This is a genomic window from Bradyrhizobium sp. SZCCHNS1050, from assembly GCF_032484785.1.
In the GTDB taxonomy this organism is placed as follows: domain Bacteria; phylum Pseudomonadota; class Alphaproteobacteria; order Rhizobiales; family Xanthobacteraceae; genus Bradyrhizobium.
This window is the reverse complement of the sequence record NZ_JAUETR010000002.1, coordinates 1610788-1627851: the sequence shown is the minus strand read 5'-3', so window position 1 is coordinate 1627851 and position 17064 is coordinate 1610788. Positions and strand designations below refer to the sequence as shown.

The window sequence follows — 17064 nt, the reverse complement described above, 5'->3', positions numbered from 1 at the left end:
CCGGTGTCGTCCCCGCGAACGCGGGGACCCATACGCCGTGACCTGTCTTGGGGCGGGGGCGGTAGCGACAATCGTTTCCACCAACTGCCGACGGTGGTTATGGGTCCCTGCGTTCGCAGGGACGACACCGTGAGTGGAGCGCCGGCATGACCGCCTCTCTTCGCCTCCGCGCCGCCGTGGTTTCCATCGTGCTGGTCGCCGTGTTCCTCGGCGCCTGGCATATCGCGACGCGCAGCACGGGCGCCGCGGCCAACATGAGCCCGGAATACGCCAAGCTGATGGGCATGACGGCCACGCAGGGCAAGTCGGCGATGCCCGGGCCGCTCGATGTCGGTGCCAAGCTGTGGGAGCATCTGCGGCGGCCGTTCTACGACAATGGTCCGAACGACAAGGGGCTCGGCATCCAGCTCGCCTTCTCGCTCGGGCGGGTCATGCTCGGCTATTTGATCGCAGTCGCGGTCGCGATCCCGCTCGGCTTCCTGATCGGCATGTCGCCCTTGATGAGCAAGGCGCTCGATCCGTTCATCCAGATTCTCAAACCGATCTCGCCGCTCGCCTGGATGCCGCTCGCGCTCTACACCATCAAGGATTCCAGCCTGTCGGCGATCTTCGTGATCTTCATCTGCTCGGTGTGGCCGATGCTCATCAACACCGCCTTCGGCGTCGCCAGCGTGCGCAAGGAATGGATCAACGTCGCCCGCACGCTCGAGGTCGGGAATTTCCGCCGGGCCTTCACGGTCATCCTGCCGGCTGCGGCGCCGACGATCCTCACCGGCATGCGGATCTCGATCGGCATCGCCTGGCTCGTCATCGTCGCCGCCGAGATGCTCGTCGGGGGCACCGGCATCGGCTACTTCGTCTGGAACGAGTGGAACAACCTCTCGATCACCAACGTGATCATCGCGATCCTGCTGATCGGCCTGGTCGGCATGGTGCTGGATCAGATCCTGGCCCGCGTGTCGCGGCTCGTGACGTTTCCGGAGTAGGGCATGATCAGGCGAACGGCTGCAAGGTGCGCAACTCCGTTCCCCTCCCCCTTGCGGGGAGGGGTTAGGGGTGGGGGTGCCCCACGCGCGAGTCTTCGTGGGGGACCCCCCTCCCTGACCCTCCCCCACAAGGGGGGAGGGAACGGAAAGACCTTCCTATGACCGACAAGTTCATCTCCATCGAAGGGATCGCCAAGCGCTATGATGGGGCGCGCAGCACGACGATCTTCGAGAATCTCTGGCTCGCGATGGCGCGCGGCGAGTTCGTCTGCGTGATCGGGCATTCCGGCTGCGGCAAGACCACGGTGCTGAATGTTCTTGCCGGCCTCGACGTGCCGAGCGAAGGCGCCGTCATCGTCGACGGCCAGGCCATCGAAGGTCCGAGTCTCGACCGCGCGGTCATCTTCCAGAGCCATGCGCTGCTGCCGTGGCGGACGGTGCTCGGCAACGTCGCCTATGCCGTCTCGTCGAAATGGCGCAAATGGGATCGCGCCAAGGTCAAGGCGCATGCGCTGAAATACATCGAGCTCGTCGGCCTGTCCGGCTCCGAGCACAGGCGGCCGTCGGAGCTGTCCGGCGGCATGAAGCAGCGCGTCGGGATTGCCCGCGCGCTCTCGATCACGCCGAAGATCATGCTGATGGACGAGCCGTTCTCCGCGCTCGATGCGCTGACGCGCGGCACCCTGCAGGACGAGGTCCGCCGCATCTGCGTCGAGACCGGGCAGACCGTGTTCATGATCACCCACGACGTGGACGAAGCGATCTATCTCGCCGACAAGATCGTGCTGATGACCAACGGACCCGGCGCGGTGCTCGCGGAGATCGTCGAGAACCCGCTGCCGAAGGACCGGCTGCGCGGCGACCTGCATCGCCATCCGCTGTACTACGCGCTGCGCAACCACATCATCGATTTCCTGGTCAGCCGCAGCAAGACCTTCACCGCCGAGACGCCCGATTACGACCCGCGCAAGGTGCCGGTGGTGAAGATCGGGCGCAGCGAGCCGACGATCGTCGCGTCCAACCCGGTCGAGAACGACGCGCCGCAGGCGATCGCCCGCTGACGCCCAGCCGGAAGAAACCCATCAACGAAGACTTTCAAGGGAGACCAAGCATGAAGCGATCCGACCTCACCGAGAAGCTGCTCGATATCAAGCGCGAGAAAGGATGGAGCTGGAAGTACATCTGCGAACAGATCGGCGGCTATTCCGAGGTGCTGATCGTCGGCGCCGTTCTCGGCCAGATGAAGCTGACCAAGCCGCAGGCGGCGAACGCCGGCGAGCTGTTCGGCCTGTCCAAATCCGAGATCGCGATGCTGAACGAGACGCCGATGCGCGGCGAGGGCGTGCAGATGCCCCCGACCGATCCCTTGATCTACCGCTTCTACGAACTCGTGATGATCAACGGCCCGGCGTGGAAGGAGCTGATCCAGGAGGAATTCGGCGACGGCATCATGTCGGCGATCGATTTCGACATGGTGATGGAGCGCCTGCCCAATGCCAAGGGAGACCGCGTCAAGATCACGATGTCGGGCAAGTTCCTGCCTTACAAATATTACGGCGCCAGCGGCAACGTGCCGGAATACGGCTTCAAGGAAGAGTAAGCGAGTAGCGAATTGCGAGTAGCGAATAGGGGCAGGAGATCCCTATTCGCCACTCCCTATTCGCTATTCGCCTCTCACTGCCCCGCCTTGACCTGCGCCACGGCGGTCACCAGCAGCTCGCTCATCTTCGCGCGCACGTCGGCCTCGGTGACGGCCGCGCCCTTGGCGGTGAGGTCTCCCAGCACCTTGCGCAGCACGTCGGCATCGCCCGCTTCCTCGAAATCGGCCGCGACGACCTCCTTGGCGTAGGCGTCGGCGTCAGCGCCGGACTTGCCGAGCTTTTCGGCTGCCCACAGGCCGAGCAGCTTGTTGCGGCGGGCTTCTGCCTTGAACTTCAATTCCTCGTCATGGGCGAATTGCTTCTCGAAGGCGTCCTCGCGCTTGTCGAACGTGGTCATGGTCGGAACTTCCAGTGTTGCCGAAGAGGGTTAACCGCGCAGGCGGTTGCGGGGCGGTGGCCGCACGCCTAAATAATTGGAACATCTTGCCAATACAACGGGTACGAGGCCGCAGGGAAGGGCGGTAAAACTCCGCTCCCGAGGCCCGGATCGATTGTGCTCGGGACACCAATGAGATAGGTTTCCCACAGGCCCGGTTCTTGTTCTGTTTCCGTCCGTCCGGGCCCTCGCGGCAGCTCCGTCGTGGTCCTGTCCAAAGTCATCCGGAGCCCACCATTTCATGGATTTCAACAAAACACGGTACATCCCAATGAGCCGTCGGCGTCGCATTTATGAAGGCAAGGCCAAGGTCCTGTATGAAGGCCCCGAGCCGGGCACCCTGATCCAGCACTTCAAGGACGACGCCACCGCCTTCAATGCCAAGAAGCACCAGGTGATTGAAGGCAAGGGCGTCCTCAACAACCGGATCTCGGAGTACCTGTTTCAGCACCTCAACGACATCGGGGTTCCGACTCACTTCATCCGCCGGCTCAACATGCGCGAGCAGTTGATTCGCGAGGTCGAGATCGTGCCGCTCGAGGTCGTCGTCCGCAATGTGGCGGCGGGCTCGCTGTCGCAGCGCCTCGGCATCGAGGAAGGCACCCAGCTGCCGCGTTCGATCATCGAATTCTATTACAAGAACGACCAGCTCAACGACCCCATGGTGTCGGAGGAGCACATCACTGCGTTCGGCTGGGCGACGCCCCAGGAAATCGACGACATCATGGCGCTCGCCATTCGCGTCAACGACTTCCTGACCGGGCTTTTCCTCGGCATCGGCATCCGCCTGGTCGACTTCAAGATGGAATGCGGCCGGCTGTTCGAGAACGAGATGATGCGCATCATCGTCGCCGACGAGATTTCCCCCGATTCCTGCCGGCTGTGGGACATCAAGTCGAACGAGAAGCTCGACAAGGACCGCTTCCGTCGTGATCTTGGCGGCCTTCTGGAGGCCTATACCGAGGTCGCCAAGCGGCTCGGCATCCTCATCGAGAACGAGCGCCCGGCGGGCTCCGGCCCGGTCCTGGTCAAGAGCTAAAAGGGAACAAGACGTGAAAGCGCGTGTCACGGTGACGCTGAAATCCGGCATCCTCGATCCGCAGGGCAAGGCGATCGAGGGCGCCCTGAAATCGCTCGGCGTCGACGGCGTCGCCAGCGTGCGGCAGGGCAAGGTGTTCGACATCGAGCTCGCCGGTGCCGACAAGGCCAAGGCGGAGGCCGCCCTGAAGGCGGCCGCCGACAAGCTGCTGGCGAATACGGTGATCGAGAATTACCGGGTGGAGTTGCTGGGGTAGGCAATGGCCGTGATCGACCGCGAGATCTACGAGCTTCTGCTGGAAATCCCGCGTGATCAGGTCCGTGTCGAACATTCTGTCGATGAGCTGCTTGCTGGTGCGCGAGCGTTGAACAGAGAGCTCTCGTCGGACTCACACACTCTCGCGAAGCTGCGAGGGGATCATTATCGGGCAAACACGTAGCATCATGAAATCCGCCGTCCTCGTCTTCCCCGGCATCAACCGCGAACGCGACATGGCCCGCGCGCTGCGCATGATCTCCGGCCATGAGCCTGCGATGGTCTGGCACGCCGAGACGTCGCTGCCGAAGGGCACCGACCTCGTCGTGGTGCCCGGCGGCTTCTCCTATGGCGACTATCTGCGCTGTGGCGCGATCGCGGCACGGGCCCCGGTGATGGACGCAGTACGCGATTTCGCCGCCAAGGGCGGCTTGGTGCTCGGCGTCTGCAACGGCTTCCAGATCCTGTGCGAGTCCGGCCTGCTGCCGGGCGTGCTGATGCGCAACGATAAGCTGAAGTTCATCTGCAAGGACGTGCATCTGCGGGTCGAGCGCTCCGATTCGCCGTTCACCCGCGGCTACAATGCGGGTCAGGTCATCCGCGTGCCGGTCGCTCACGGCGAGGGCAATTATGCGGCCGACGAGGAGACCTTGAAGCGGCTCAATGGCGATGGGCGCGTGCTCTATCGTTACTGCTCAGCCGATGGCGAGGTCGGCGACATCAGCAACATCAATGGCGCTGCGCATTCCATCGCCGGCATCGTCAACGAGAACGGGAATGTGCTCGGCATGATGCCGCATCCCGAGAATCACGTCGAGGACATCATGGGCTGCACCGACGGCCGTGGCCTGTTCGCCGGCCTCGTCGCCCATCTCGACCGCGCAGCCTGATCGGCGGGCTGCGCCCGTGACGTTTCCGTCGGGCCGCTCGCCCGGCCCGACCCACAAACGACCGATTGGTGATCGAGGTTGCGGGACGTCCTCCATCTCCCGGATCGTCCCTGACGTCCGTCCTGCCTGCCACTTCCTCGATCCCGACGGTGCCTTGATGTCGACGCTGCCTCTCACTCAGCGCGCCCTGCGCTGGCTTCTCCTGTCCGTGTCGCTCTCGCTCGTCACGGGCGTTGGCGCCGCTCGGGCCGAGACCCCGTCGACGACGCCGTCGGTCGCCACACCGCCTCTGCCGTTCACCGTGGGCGGCTGGAAACCGCAGCGGCCGAACGGCACCGATGTGACCTTCTTCCTGTGCGACGATGCGAAATGCGGCCCTGGCTCGAAGGTGAGCTACCGGCTCTACGGACCCAACACGACGATGACGATCGAGCAATTCCGCGCCTCCCAGGACCAGACCGTCAAGCTGCTCGACCAGCGCGTGCCGGGTCAGACCACGACGATTCTGGGCGTCGAGGGCGGCAAGGGCAGCGGGCTGCCGCGCATGTTCTATGCACGGCGCCTGAAAGTGTCGCCAGGCGGAGAGAAGGAATATCAAGTGAGCGGCATGCTGTTCGGCGCGAGAGGCAGTGCCAGCCTGATCAGCTCCGCGACTGGCGAGGCGAACAGCACGGCCAACTTCAAGCAATTCGCGGTCCCGGTCATGCTTCTGCTCGCGCCACGGTCAAAATGATCGCGTGACGGCGCGCCGAAGCCGTTCATCAAAATCGTTCCGGAGTTTTTTCTCGCGCCGTCCGGCAACGCCGGGCGGCTGTTTGCGTTGTCCGCCAGCGAATGGGGCAGGGATCCAAGGAGGTTCTCATATGACGACGAAACATTGGCTGGGAACGGCCGCGATCATCCTGGCGATCGGAACGGCATCAGGTGCTGCATCGGCGCAAGGCGACATGAAGCGCGAGGGAGGCCCGGCCGCTGCGACGGCGCACGAGGCCACGCGTCCGGCTGCCGAGGCGAAGGGAGAGGCAAAGGGCGGCGCCGCCGCGGCGGAACGTGCCGGCGCCGAGGCAAAGCAGAGCGCGCAGGAGCAGCGCCGTGGCGAGCTTTCATCCGCAGCAGGACGCGAGCAGGCTCAGGAAAGGTCCTCCGAGCGGTCGGCACATGATGCCAAGCAGAGCGCCGAGAGCAAGGGCGGTGCGGCCGCCGAGCGTGGCCGCGAGGCCAAGGAGAACGCCGAGTCGAAGTCGTCGACTGACAGTAAGCAGGCCGACAAGCAGTCTGACAGCAAGAGCAAGGCTGAGTCGAAGCAACAGCAGGGGCGCGCCGACGAGCCGCGCAAGGGCGAGGATCGCGCCGCCGAGAGTAAGTCGGGGGCGACGGATCGGAAGTCCGACCGTGAGGCCGATCGCAATGATCACGATAAGGACAAGACCCGGCAGAGCCAGGACGAGCGCAAGACCGGCACGTCCGACGAGGCCGCGGACAAGCAGACCGGCGACCGCAACAAGCAGGCCAACCAGCCGAACGCGGCCGACAGCAAGAACACGACCGCGCAGCAGAACCAGCCGACCGGCGCCGGTCAGCGTGATCAGACCGGGCAGGCCAACAATCAGACCCAGCCCAATGGCAGCCGCTCCAGCACGCAGTTGTCGGTCAACGAGCAGCAGAAGACCCGCGTGGTCGATCAGCTCAAGCGCGATCACGACTTCGACCAGGCGCGTACCAATCTCAACATCAACATCAACGTCGGCGAGCGCCTGCCCGAGCGCGTGCGGCCGCGTCCGCTGCCGTCGGACATCGTGACGATCGTGCCGGAATATCGCGGCTACGAGTACACCGTGATCCATGACGAGATCGCGATCGTCGACCCGCGCAGCCGCGAGATCGTCGACGTAATCCCGCAGAACGGCATGCGCGCGGACCGCGGCTATGATCGCGGCGGCTATGGCGTCGGCTCGACCCGCATCGTGCTGTCGGACGATCAGCGCCAGATTCTGCGCCGCGCCGCCACCGAGACGGGCACTGTGGGCTCGACGACATCGTCGTCGTCCTCGTCCGGATCGAGCTGCCTGAGCCTGCGCCGCGTGCCCGATGAGCTCGCGCGCAGCAATCCGGAGCTCGCCAACTACCAGTATCTAGCGATCGGCGAGCAGGTCGTGCTGGTCGACCCGCGCGATCAGAAGGTGGTGCAGGTCATCGACCAGCAGCAGTAGGGCCGAGGCGCGGCTGCGCCTTGTCTCATCGATGGCCTCCCTTGCCGCTGCGGCATGGGAGGCCATCGAAAGATTGATTTGGACATAGCACGTCCGGCTCTGCTTCAGTTCGCTCACAACGGGGAACGAGATTCCATCTCGTCCACAAGGGGAGCGAAACGAGCCATGGCGATCATCCGCCAGCTGTATGTCCAAGTCCTGATCGCGATCCTGCTCGCGATCGCCGTCGGCCTGCTGGCGCCAGAGGCGGCCGTTCAGATGAAGCCGCTCGGCGATGCGTTCATCGCACTTCTGCGCATGATGCTCGGGCCGATCATCTTCTGCTCGGTGGTGCTCGGGCTGACGCATGTCCGCGATATGAGGCAGCTCGGCCGGCTCGCGTTCAAGTCGCTGCTGTATTTCGAGATCCTGACCACGCTCGGCATGGTCGTCGGCTTCATCGCGGTCAACGTGTTCCAGCCCGGCGACGGGCTCCATGCCGGCAACCTCGCGCTCAATGACAGCGTGACGCGCATCTCCAACGCCGCGAGCAATTTCACGGCTATCGGCTTCTTCCTCAGCATCATCCCGACCACGATCGTCGACGCCTTCGCCAAGGGCGAGATTCTCCAGATCCTGTTCATCTCGGTGATGGTGGGCGCGGCGCTGAGCGTCGGCCTGAAGACGGAGTCGGCGATCCTGCGCGGCATCGAGGAGGGGCAGGACGTGCTGTTCCGCATGCTGGGTTTCATCATGAAGCTGGCGCCACTCGGGGCGTTCGGCGCCATGGCGGCGGCGATCGGCACGCATGGCGGCGCCACGCTGCTCTATCTCGGCAAGGTCGTGCTGCTGTACTGGATCACGGCGGTCGTCTTCGTCGCAGTCGTGCTCGGCGGCGTGTGCGCCATCATGCGGCTGTCGCTGCTCAAGCTGCTGCGGCTGATCCGCGAGGAGCTGCTGCTGGTGCTCGGGACCGCGTCCGGCGAGGTTGCGCTGCCGCGGCTGATGCAGAAGCTCGAGCAGGCCGGCTGCGACGGCGCCATCGTCGGTTTCGTGCTGCCGGCCGGCTACAGCTTCAATCTCGACGGCACGGGCATCTACATGGCGATTGCCGTCGGCTTCATCGCCCAGGCCACCGACACGCCATTCAGCTACGGCCAGCAGCTGGCGGTGCTCGCGGTCATGCTGCTGACCTCGAAGGGCGGCACCACCGTCGCGGGCGGCGCCTTCATCAAGCTCGCGGCGACCCTGCAATCCGTCCGCGTGCTGCCGCTCAACGGCCTCGGCCTGCTGTTCGGCATCGACCGCCTGATGGCGACCTGCACCGCGCTCACCAACGTCGTCGGCAACACCGTTGCCGTGTTCGTCATCGCGCGCTGGGAAAATGCGCTGGATGCCGCCAGGCTCGATGCCTATCTCGCGGGCGGCACCGCGGCGACGGTCGCGGAGGCGGCCGTCGACGAGGGCCACGCTGCAATCGCCGGTGCGGGCGAATGAGCTCAGCGCACGTAGTCGCCGATGATCTTGGCGCCGGGCCAGGCGCCGTCCGCCACGCTCTGCGCGATCACCTCGCGCATCAGCGCCAGCAGCTCGTCGGCCAGCCAGGTCGGCTGGCGTTCCCGCGGCATGCCGATCGAGACGGTCGAGATCAGCGGCGGCCGCTCGATCGACCGCACGGTGAGCTCGCCGCGCTTCGCCTCGGCGACGACCGCGGCATGGGCGAGGATCGTTGCGCCGAGACCGCGCCGAACCATGGCCTTCGTCATGCTCACGCTGTCGACCTCGAAGGCGACGTTGAGCCGCGTGCCGTTCTGGATCGCCGCCTGCTCGATCAGCCGCCGGTTGCTGTGCGGAAGACTCGGCAGGATCAGCGACAGGCCGGCCAGCTCGCGCCAGCCGATCGTCTCGGCCACGGTGTCGCCGCGCTTGGCCGGCGGCAGGGCGACGACCATCCGCTCGTGCAGGATGGGGGTCAGCGCGATGCCGTCGAGCGGCGGGGGATTGTAGAGCACGGCGATGTCGAGCCGGCGGTCCAGCAGCCATTCCTCCAGCGACGAACTGATGCCCTCGCGGACCTGCACGGAGGCCTGCGGCCAGCGCCGGCGCAGTTCGACCACCACGGACGGCGCGATGCGCAGGCCCGCGACCGGCGGCACCCCGAGCGCGATGTGACCGGCGAAGCTCGAATCCGGCGAGCGCACCGCGCCGGGCATCTGGTCGATCTGCAGCAGGACGGCATGGGCGTGCTCGAGGAACGTCGTGCCGGCGCGGGTCAGGCGGACGCCGCGGCCGTGCCGCACCAGCAGCGCGACGCCAAGCTCGTCCTCCAGCTTCATCAGCTGCCGGCTGAGCGCGGATTGCGCGACATTAAGCAATGCCGATGCCCGGCTCAGGCTACCGGCGCGCGCCACCTGCACGAAGTAACGAAGCTCGCGGATGTCGATGGCCGTGTCCTCCGCGCCGCTGCCCGCCGCAGTTTATTGCAAGCGGCCCAGGGCGAGTCAAACCGCGCGCCGACAACGATGAGACGGGCGCCTTGCCGATGAACTTCATCCATCTCGACGGCTTGACGCTGCGCTATGAGCTGCGCGGCGGTGGCGCGAGGACGCTGGTGTTGCTGCATGAGCTCGGCGGCAGCCTCGAAAGCTTCGATGCCTTGATGCCAGAGCTGCCCGACGACCTGCGGGTGCTGCGCTATGATCTGCGCGGCGCCGGCCTGTCGGAAAAGCCGCGCGCGCCGTTCGGCTTCGCCGATCACGTCGGCGACCTCGACCGGCTGCTGCGGGCGCTCGGCGCCGACGGACCGGTCGATATCGCCGGCGTCGCCGCCGGTGCGGCGCTCGCCGTCAGCTTCGCGCTGGCGCATCCGCAGCGCGTGGGCGCGCTGGCGCTGTGCGCGCCGGCCCTCAGCGTCGATGCTGGTCGCGTGCAGTATCTGGCGGCGCGCTCCGCGCTCTGCGTGCGCGCCGGCATGCGCGCCGTGGCGGCGGATACGCTCGATCGTTCCTATCCGCCGGTGCTGCGAACCGACCGCAATGCCTACCTCGCTTATCTCGGCCGCTTCCTCGGCAACGATCCGGTCGGATATGCCCATAACAACCTGGCGTTCGCCGAGGTCGATCTGCGCGAACGGCTCGCGGAGGTTCGGCAGCGCTGTCTGCTGCTTGCCGGCGCGCATGATCTGTTGCGGCCGCAGGCGCAGGTCGAGGCGCTCGCCCGTCTCATTCCCGGCGCGGCGTTCGCGACCGTCGACACGGCCGGTCATCTGATGCAGGTGCAGGCCCCCGCCGAGCTGGCGGGGCGGCTGACGGCTTTTCTTGCCACGCCCGCGACACGGCCGATTCCTCGCGCCTCGTGACCAGGAGCATCGCATGCGCATCGAGGACCTTGCCCTGGCCGAGATGGACGAGACGCAGCGCGCGGTGGCCAAAGAGGCCATCGCCGGCCGGCGCGGCCGGATCCCGGCGCCGCTGCGGGCCTGGCTGCACAGTCCGGAGCTCGGACGCCGGGCCCAGAAGCTCGGCGAGTTCGCCCGCTACGAGACGTCATTGCCGCCTGCGCTGTCCGAGCTCGCGATCCTCGTGACGGCACGGCACTGGACCTCGCATGTCGAATGGTATGCCCACAAGCGGGATGGGCTCGCGGCGGGCATCGCCCCGTCGGTCATCGACGCGATCGCGCAACGGCGTGATCCAGAGTTCACCGATCCCGCCGCGAAGCTCGTTCACGACTACACCCGGCTGCTGCTCGCCAGCGGCCGCGTGCCGGACGATCTGCACGCGCTGGCGGCCGCAACCCTCGGCACGCGCGGCGTCGTCGATCTCGTCGGCATCATCGGCTACTACGGGCTGGTGGCGCTGACCCTCAACGCGTTCGACATCGGCCTGCCCGATGGCGAGACGCCGGAGCTGGAGCCATGACCATGACGAAGCGCCTGGAGGGCAAGGTCGCGATCATCACCGGTGCCGGCTGCGTCGGTCCGGGCTGGGGCAACGGCCGCGCCGCTGCGGTCATCTTCGCGCGCGAGGGCGCCAGGGTCCTCGCCGTCGACAGCGATGGCGGCCGCGTGGACGAGACGCTGGCGCGCGCCCGGGACCACGGCGGCGTCATCCAGGCCCGCCGCTGCGACGTCACCGATGCGGCGGATGTCGCCGCGATGGTCGACGCCTGTATCGCAGCGTTCGGCCGCGTCGATATTCTGGTCAACAATGTCGGCGGCTCGGCGCCGGGAGGCCCGGTCGAGCTGAGCGAGCAGGGCTGGGACGCGCAGCTCGATCTCAACGTGAAGAGCGTCTTCCTCACCTGCAAGGCGGTGCTGCCGCACATGGCGGCGCAGGGCGGCGGGGCCATCGTCAACACGGCCTCCACCTCGGGCATCCGTTGGACCGGATCGGCGCAGGTCGGCTACGCCTCGGCCAAGGCCGCGGTGATCCAGTTCTCGCGCGTCGTTGCCGTGCAGTATGCCCCGCAGCGCGTGCGCGTGAACACGGTGGTGCCTGGCCAGATGCACACGCCGATGGTCGAGGCGCGCCTCGCCGGGCAGCGCGCCGGCGGCGATGTCGCGGCGCTGCTGCGGACGCGGCAGGCTCGCATCCCGCTCGGCTTCATGGGCGACGGCCGCGACACCGCCCACGCCGCGCTGTTCCTCGCCTCCGACGAGGCGCGCTTCGTTACCGGCACCGAGATCGTTGTCGATGGCGGCATGAGCGCCCGCTGTGACTGAACCCATGAGCACGGGCATGGCTGCCGTTTCCCGCGCATGGCCGGCAGGGGCCTGCGATGCGCATTGTCACATCTTCGGTCCGTTCGACCGCTTTCCGCTGCCCGACGATCGCAGCTTCACGCCGCCGGACGCGCCGGAAACGGCGCTGCGCCGTTTGCACGATCGGCTGGGCATCGATCGCGCGGTCATCGTCCACAGCCAGGGTCATGGCCGCGACCATCGCCCGCTGCTCGATGCGCTGGCCGTGGGAGAAGGCCGCTACCGCGGCGTCGCCGTGCTCGGCGCGGAGGTCACGGCTGCAGAGGTCGCGCGCCTCGATACAGCCGGCGTCTGCGGTGCCCGCTTCAACTTTCTGGCGCATCTCGGCGGCGCGCCGTCGGCGGAGCGCATGCGGGCCGTGCTCGCGCTGGTGAGGCCGTTCGACTGGCATGTCGCCATTCATGTCACGGCCGCCGATCTCATCCGCTATGCCGAGCTGATCGCGGCCATCGAGGTGCGCATGGTGATCGACCACATGGCCCGGCCGGACCTCGGCCGGAATCTCGGCGCCTGTCAGGCGATCCTGTGTCGCCTGCTCGACAGCGGGCGGGTCTGGATCAAGCTCAGCGGTGCCGATCGCATCTCGCGCGAGGGCGCGCCCTATCATGACGTTGTGCCGTTCGCCCGAAGCCTTGCCGCGCACGCCCCTGAGCGCGTGCTGTGGGGCAGCGACTGGCCGCACGTCAACATCAAGGGACAAATGCCGGACGATGCGGTGCTGGCCGACCTCGTGGCCGAGATCGCGCCGTCGGAGACGGCGCGACAGCGGCTTCTGGTCGACAATCCCTCGGCGTTCTTTCGCTTCGATGAATCTCGCCGGGGCCCCGTGGGAGCTTAGCTACGAGCGTCGCGGAGGCCGCCGCCACAGGCGTGCGTCCATTGAACCTGCTGTGGCCGTGATGCGTCAAAACGGGATCGTCCGCAACGGCCTGCGTGAGCGCGGGATTGTCCGGGCTGGCCGGCCACGCTATCAACGTCGGCGTGTAAAATCTCGCCGTGAGTTGGGGATCTGCCGTGCCTATCGCGCTCGTCGTACTGCTGCTCGACATTTCGCTGATCTACCATGCGTCGCGGACTGGCCGTCTGCAGCCCTGGGCCTTCATCATCCTGATGGTGCCGATGATCGGCGCGCTCGCCTACATCGTCGTCGAACTGGTGCCGGAATGGCTGGGCAGCCACGACGTCCAGAAGGCGCGCAAGCGCGTCGCCAACAAGCTGGACCCCGAGAAAGACTACCGCGAGTTGTCCGATCGTGTCGCGATCACGGACACGATCGCCAACCGCGCGGCGCTGGCCGAGGAATGCGTCGCGGTCGGGCGTTATGAGGAGGCCGAGCAGCATTACGATCACATCCTGAGCCTGCCGATGGGCCACGAGCCGCTGTTCGCGCTCGGCAAGGCCAAGGCGCAGTTCGCGCGCCGCCGCCCAGGGGATGCGCTGGCGACGCTCGACGAGCTGCAGAAGAGCTGGCCGGACTACAATTCGGCCGAGGCGCATCTGCTCTATGCGCGGGCTTTGCAGGAAGCCGGCCGCACCGATGAGGCCATCGAGGAGTACCAGGCGCTGCTGGACTATGCGCCGGGCAGCGAGGCGAAGGTCCGCTACGGCACGCTGCTCAAGCTAGTCGGCCGGATCGATGAGGCCAAGGTCGTGTTCACCGAGCTGCTGATCCAGATGAAGCGCGCGCCACGACATGTGCGCAAGGCGCAGGCCGAGTGGATATCGATCGCGGAGAAGCAGCTCGCGGGGTAGCTCCGCAACGGCAGGGTACATCTTCTCCGCGCGTCATTCCGGGGGCGCGCGAAGCGCGAGCCCGGAATCCATAACCACGCATGTCTTGGGAGGCGGGATGCGCGTGGCGCTGTTCTTCGACCATTTTGCGGCTGTGATTATGGATTCCGGGCTCATTCGCGCTGCTTCAAAATGGCTACGCCATTTTGCGCGCGAATGCCCCGGAATGACGGAGAGAGTTGAGCGCGATCCCCCTTGCTCCGTCCCTACGGCGAGTTCGCCGCCTCCGGTGTCCGCCGCCTGATGCGCTTGATGGTGCCGGAAAACGAGAACAGCGGCTTTGGGCCGGAATGCAGCATGCCGCGCAGGAAGATCAGCGAGGCGCCGGCGCGGGTGACCTCGCCGGTAGCCTCGATCAGTTCGCCCTCACGCGCGGCATCGAGGAACTCGGACGAGAACGACACCGTGACACCCGGGCCCTGCATGATCGGCGCGGCGAAGGCGAACAGGCAGTAGTCGGCGAAGGTCATCAGGCAGCCGCCGTGGACGTTACCGCCGCCGTTGAGGTGCTTCTTCTCGACCCGGAAGGCGCAGCGGATCGAGCCATCGTCCTCCATCCGGTGCCAGAATGGCCCGGTGTGGGATTCGTAGCTGTCGCGCATCCAGGTCCGCCAGCCGGCGAACTCGCCGTCGGTCGCGATGTGGATGCCAGGGCGGTTCTCGAAGGCGGAACGGGACAGGTCGTGCACGTGTCAGGGCCTTTAACTGTTGATTTACCGTCTTAAATCCGATTGGTCGCCAATCTGCAAATATCCCTTCTGGCGGTCCGGGCCAAAGCTCTGGACAGGGCGGAATAGGGCCGTAAAAGGCCTTTTCCCGCCCTGGCGATCTTTCTATGAAGCAGGCTTCAAGGGACCAGCGGCCCACGGGCAAAGGCATTTCTCCATGCGCAATGAACCGCAGATCACCCCCGAGCTCGTCGCCGCCCACGGGCTGAAGCCCGATGAATATGAGCGCATCCTGAAGCTGATCGGGCGGGTGCCGACCTTCACCGAGCTCGGCATCTTCTCGGCGATGTGGAACGAGCACTGCTCGTACAAGTCGTCCCGCATCCATCTCAAGGGACTGCCGACCAAGGCGCCCTGGGTGATCCAGGGCCCCGGCGAAAACGCCGGCGTGATCGACATCGGCGACGGCCAGGCCGTCGTGTTCAAGATGGAGAGCCACAACCACCCGAGCTACATCGAGCCGTATCAGGGTGCGACCACCGGCGTCGGCGGCATCCTGCGCGACGTGTTCACCATGGGCGCACGCCCGATCGCGTGCCTGAACGCGCTGTCGTTCGGCGCGCCGGAGCATCCCAAGACCCGGCATCTGGTGTCCGGGGTGGTGGCCGGCATCGGCGGCTATGGCAACTCGTTTGGCGTTCCGACGGTCGGCGGTCAGACCCGCTTCCACACCCGCTATGACGGCAATATCCTGGTCAACGCCATGGCGGTCGGCCTCGCCGACGCCGACAAGATCTTCTATGCGGCGGCTTCCGGCGTGAACATGCCGATCGTCTATCTCGGCTCCAAGACCGGCCGCGACGGCATCCACGGCGCCTCGATGGCCTCGGCCGAGTTCGACGATTCCTCGGAGGAGAAGCGCCCGACGGTGCAGGTCGGCGACCCCTTCGCCGAGAAGCTGCTGCTGGAGGCGTGCCTGGAGATCATGGCTGCCGATTGCGTGATCGCGATCCAGGACATGGGTGCGGCCGGCCTGACCTGCTCGGCGGTCGAGATGGGCGCCAAGGGCGACCTCGGCGTCGATCTCGATCTCGATGCCGTGCCGACCCGCGAGATCGGCATGAGCGCCTACGAGATGATGCTCTCCGAGAGCCAGGAGCGCATGCTCATGGTGCTGAAGCCGGAGAAGGAGAAGGAGGCGGAAGCGATCTTCCGCAAATGGGGGCTCGATTTCGCGGTGGTCGGCTACACCACGCCGAGCAAGCGGTTCGTGGTGAAGCATGGCGGCGACGTCATGGCCGACCTGCCGATCAAGGAGCTCGGCGACGAGGCGCCGCTGTACGACCGCCCGCACGTGGCCTCGTCGGCGCTGCCGGTGATCCATGCCCGCGAGGTCAAGCCGCCCCTGGACATCATCCCGGCCCTGGAGAAGCTCATCGCAACGCCCGATCTGTGCTCCAAGCGCTGGATCTGGGAGCAGTACGACCATGTGATCCTCGGCAACACCGTGCAGCGGCCGGGCGGCGATGCCGCCGTGGTGCGCGTGCAGGATGGCCCGAAGGGGCTTGCGCTCACCGTCGACGTCACGCCCCGCTATTGCGAGGCCGATCCTTTCGAGGGTGGCAAGCAGGCCGTCGCCGAAGCCTGGCGCAACATCACCGCGGTCGGTGGCCGGCCGCTTGCGATCACCGACAATCTCAATTTCGGCAACCCGGAGCGGCCCGAGATCATGGGCCAGTTCGTCGGCTGCCTGAAAGGCATTTCGGAGGCCTGCCGCGCGCTCGACTTCCCCGTCGTCTCCGGGAACGTCTCGCTCTACAACGAGACCAACGGCCGCGCGATCCTGCCGACGCCCTCGATCGGCGGCGTCGGCCTGCTCGATGATTTCACCAAGTCGGCGAGCATCGCCTTCAAGGCCGAGGGCGAGGCGATCCTGTTGATCGGCGAGACCCATGGCTGGCTCGGCCAGTCGGTCTACTTGCGCGACGTCTGCGGCCGGGAGGAGGGCGCTCCGCCGCCTGTCGACCTCGCCGCCGAGAAGCGCATCGGCGATGTCGTCCGCGGCATGATCCATGCGGGCACGGCGACAGCTGCGCATGATCTGGCCGACGGTGGTCTGCTCGTCGCGCTCGCCGAGATGGCAATGGCCTCCGGCATCGGCGCGCGGCTGCTGGCCGCGCCTGCCTCGATCGTGCCGCATGCCTATTGGTTCGGCGAGGACCAGGCGCGCTATCTCGTGACGGTGCCGGAGACCGAGGCTGGCCGCGTGCTGGCCAAGATGCGCGGCGCCGGCGTGCCGTGCACGCGCATCGGCACGACAGGCGGCACTGCGCTGGCGATCGCCGGCGATGGTGCCGTCGAGGTCGCCGCGCTCAAGACGGGATTCGAAAGCTGGCTGCCCAAATACATGGGCGGGTCAGCCGCCTGACCCCGGACGCACGCCGCGG

General features: G+C 66.5%; 19 protein-coding genes. 16 read left to right on the top strand and 3 right to left on the bottom strand.

From position 1 onward, the window contains the following. Positions 1–146 precede the first annotated feature (146 nt). From ntrB to cynS, 3 genes are all read left to right on the top strand, one after another. Positions 147–986, top strand: coding sequence for a nitrate ABC transporter permease (gene ntrB / locus QX094_RS31955; protein ID WP_316185231.1), 840 nt, complete (start codon positions 147–149; stop codon positions 984–986). A 158-nt stretch (positions 987–1144) separates the two neighbouring features. After that, positions 1145–2047 carry an ABC transporter ATP-binding protein gene (locus tag QX094_RS31950; RefSeq protein ID WP_316185233.1) on the top strand — a complete coding sequence of 301 codons (903 nt, stop codon included), beginning with the start codon at positions 1145–1147 and terminating at the stop codon, positions 2045–2047. A 50-nt stretch (positions 2048–2097) separates the two neighbouring features. Then, the gene (gene cynS, locus QX094_RS31945; RefSeq protein WP_315749292.1) at positions 2098–2586 is read left to right on the top strand and encodes a cyanase; all 489 of its coding nucleotides are present in this window, start codon (positions 2098–2100) and stop codon (positions 2584–2586) included. Positions 2587–2660: 74 nt separating this feature from the next. Here cynS and QX094_RS31940 read toward each other — a convergent pair whose 3' ends face one another. Then, on the bottom strand, positions 2661–2984 hold the full coding sequence (locus QX094_RS31940) for a DUF1476 domain-containing protein (protein ID WP_315714845.1): 324 nt from the start codon (positions 2982–2984) through the stop codon (positions 2661–2663). A gap of 310 nt (positions 2985–3294) precedes the next feature. Here QX094_RS31940 and purC point away from each other — a divergent pair, with 310 nt between their 5' ends. From purC to QX094_RS31905, 7 genes are all read left to right on the top strand, one after another. Beyond that, positions 3295–4062: a phosphoribosylaminoimidazolesuccinocarboxamide synthase gene (gene purC, locus QX094_RS31935; protein ID WP_016843454.1), complete on the top strand. Its 768-nt coding sequence runs from the start codon at positions 3295–3297 to the stop codon at positions 4060–4062. 13 nt (positions 4063–4075) lie between these two features. Further along, the gene (purS, locus tag QX094_RS31930) at positions 4076–4318 is read left to right on the top strand and encodes a phosphoribosylformylglycinamidine synthase subunit PurS (protein WP_315706343.1); all 243 of its coding nucleotides are present in this window, start codon (positions 4076–4078) and stop codon (positions 4316–4318) included. 3 nt (positions 4319–4321) lie between these two features. Further along, positions 4322–4501 carry a hypothetical protein gene (locus QX094_RS31925; RefSeq protein ID WP_316185236.1) on the top strand — a complete coding sequence of 60 codons (180 nt, stop codon included), beginning with the start codon at positions 4322–4324 and terminating at the stop codon, positions 4499–4501. 4 nt (positions 4502–4505) lie between these two features. Beyond that, the gene (gene purQ / locus QX094_RS31920; protein WP_316185238.1) at positions 4506–5207 is read left to right on the top strand and encodes a phosphoribosylformylglycinamidine synthase subunit PurQ; all 702 of its coding nucleotides are present in this window, start codon (positions 4506–4508) and stop codon (positions 5205–5207) included. A gap of 157 nt (positions 5208–5364) precedes the next feature. Then, complete coding sequence (locus QX094_RS31915; protein ID WP_316185389.1) at positions 5365–5940, top strand: hypothetical protein; 576 nt, start codon at positions 5365–5367, stop codon at positions 5938–5940. Positions 5941–6154: 214 nt separating this feature from the next. Continuing rightward, positions 6155–7417: a DUF1236 domain-containing protein gene (locus QX094_RS31910; protein WP_316185390.1), complete on the top strand. Its 1263-nt coding sequence runs from the start codon at positions 6155–6157 to the stop codon at positions 7415–7417. 165 nt (positions 7418–7582) lie between these two features. Next, positions 7583–8893: a cation:dicarboxylate symporter family transporter gene (locus QX094_RS31905; protein ID WP_315714843.1), complete on the top strand. Its 1311-nt coding sequence runs from the start codon at positions 7583–7585 to the stop codon at positions 8891–8893. A 2-nt stretch (positions 8894–8895) separates the two neighbouring features. Here the strand turns inward: QX094_RS31905 and QX094_RS31900 are convergent, their stop codons facing one another. Then, on the bottom strand, positions 8896–9834 hold the full coding sequence (locus QX094_RS31900) for a LysR family transcriptional regulator (RefSeq protein WP_315714991.1): 939 nt from the start codon (positions 9832–9834) through the stop codon (positions 8896–8898). Between the two features lie 104 nt (positions 9835–9938). Here QX094_RS31900 and QX094_RS31895 point away from each other — a divergent pair, with 104 nt between their 5' ends. The 5 genes from QX094_RS31895 (at position 9939) to QX094_RS31875 (ending at position 13910) form a co-directional block, all read left to right on the top strand. Further along, the gene (locus tag QX094_RS31895) at positions 9939–10754 is read left to right on the top strand and encodes an alpha/beta fold hydrolase (RefSeq protein WP_315714842.1); all 816 of its coding nucleotides are present in this window, start codon (positions 9939–9941) and stop codon (positions 10752–10754) included. Between the two features lie 13 nt (positions 10755–10767). After that, a complete protein-coding gene (locus QX094_RS31890; protein ID WP_315714841.1) occupies positions 10768–11316 on the top strand; it encodes a carboxymuconolactone decarboxylase family protein in 549 nt (182 codons plus the stop codon). Positions 11317–11318: 2 nt separating this feature from the next. Next, positions 11319–12119: an SDR family NAD(P)-dependent oxidoreductase gene (locus QX094_RS31885; protein ID WP_315714990.1), complete on the top strand. Its 801-nt coding sequence runs from the start codon at positions 11319–11321 to the stop codon at positions 12117–12119. Between the two features lie 16 nt (positions 12120–12135). After that, complete coding sequence (locus QX094_RS31880) at positions 12136–12996, top strand: amidohydrolase family protein (RefSeq protein WP_315714840.1); 861 nt, start codon at positions 12136–12138, stop codon at positions 12994–12996. Positions 12997–13172: 176 nt separating this feature from the next. Next, on the top strand, positions 13173–13910 hold the full coding sequence (locus QX094_RS31875) for a tetratricopeptide repeat protein (protein ID WP_315714839.1): 738 nt from the start codon (positions 13173–13175) through the stop codon (positions 13908–13910). 245 nt (positions 13911–14155) lie between these two features. Here QX094_RS31875 and QX094_RS31870 read toward each other — a convergent pair whose 3' ends face one another. Continuing rightward, entirely contained in the window at positions 14156–14638 is a 483-nt protein-coding gene (locus tag QX094_RS31870) for a PaaI family thioesterase (protein WP_315714838.1), read from the bottom strand. A 196-nt stretch (positions 14639–14834) separates the two neighbouring features. On the opposite strand from QX094_RS31870, the gene purL reads away from it, so the two are divergent. Next, positions 14835–17045: a phosphoribosylformylglycinamidine synthase subunit PurL gene (purL, locus tag QX094_RS31865; RefSeq protein WP_315714837.1), complete on the top strand. Its 2211-nt coding sequence runs from the start codon at positions 14835–14837 to the stop codon at positions 17043–17045. Positions 17046–17064 lie beyond the last annotated feature (19 nt).

What these genes read in the sequence shown, in the direction of transcription:
- cynS (WP_315749292.1), top strand. Translation starts at nt 2,098, where the DNA reads ATGAAGCGATCCGACCTCACCGAGAAGCTGCTCGATATCAAGCGCGAG.
- QX094_RS31880 (WP_315714840.1), top strand. Translation starts at nt 12,136, where the DNA reads ATGGCTGCCGTTTCCCGCGCATGGCCGGCAGGGGCCTGCGATGCGCAT.
- QX094_RS31915 (WP_316185389.1), top strand. Translation starts at nt 5,365, where the DNA reads ATGTCGACGCTGCCTCTCACTCAGCGCGCCCTGCGCTGGCTTCTCCTG.
- QX094_RS31910 (WP_316185390.1), top strand. Translation starts at nt 6,155, where the DNA reads ATGAAGCGCGAGGGAGGCCCGGCCGCTGCGACGGCGCACGAGGCCACG.
- QX094_RS31885 (WP_315714990.1), top strand. Translation starts at nt 11,319, where the DNA reads ATGACGAAGCGCCTGGAGGGCAAGGTCGCGATCATCACCGGTGCCGGC.
- QX094_RS31940 (WP_315714845.1), bottom strand. Translation starts at nt 2,984, where the DNA reads ATGACCACGTTCGACAAGCGCGAGGACGCCTTCGAGAAGCAATTCGCC.
- purC (WP_016843454.1), top strand. Translation starts at nt 3,295, where the DNA reads ATGAGCCGTCGGCGTCGCATTTATGAAGGCAAGGCCAAGGTCCTGTAT.
- QX094_RS31890 (WP_315714841.1), top strand. Translation starts at nt 10,768, where the DNA reads ATGCGCATCGAGGACCTTGCCCTGGCCGAGATGGACGAGACGCAGCGC.
- QX094_RS31925 (WP_316185236.1), top strand. Translation starts at nt 4,322, where the DNA reads ATGGCCGTGATCGACCGCGAGATCTACGAGCTTCTGCTGGAAATCCCG.
- QX094_RS31895 (WP_315714842.1), top strand. Translation starts at nt 9,939, where the DNA reads ATGAACTTCATCCATCTCGACGGCTTGACGCTGCGCTATGAGCTGCGC.
- purQ (WP_316185238.1), top strand. Translation starts at nt 4,506, where the DNA reads ATGAAATCCGCCGTCCTCGTCTTCCCCGGCATCAACCGCGAACGCGAC.
- purL (WP_315714837.1), top strand. Translation starts at nt 14,835, where the DNA reads ATGCGCAATGAACCGCAGATCACCCCCGAGCTCGTCGCCGCCCACGGG.
- QX094_RS31905 (WP_315714843.1), top strand. Translation starts at nt 7,583, where the DNA reads ATGGCGATCATCCGCCAGCTGTATGTCCAAGTCCTGATCGCGATCCTG.
- QX094_RS31950 (WP_316185233.1), top strand. Translation starts at nt 1,145, where the DNA reads ATGACCGACAAGTTCATCTCCATCGAAGGGATCGCCAAGCGCTATGAT.
- ntrB (WP_316185231.1), top strand. Translation starts at nt 147, where the DNA reads ATGACCGCCTCTCTTCGCCTCCGCGCCGCCGTGGTTTCCATCGTGCTG.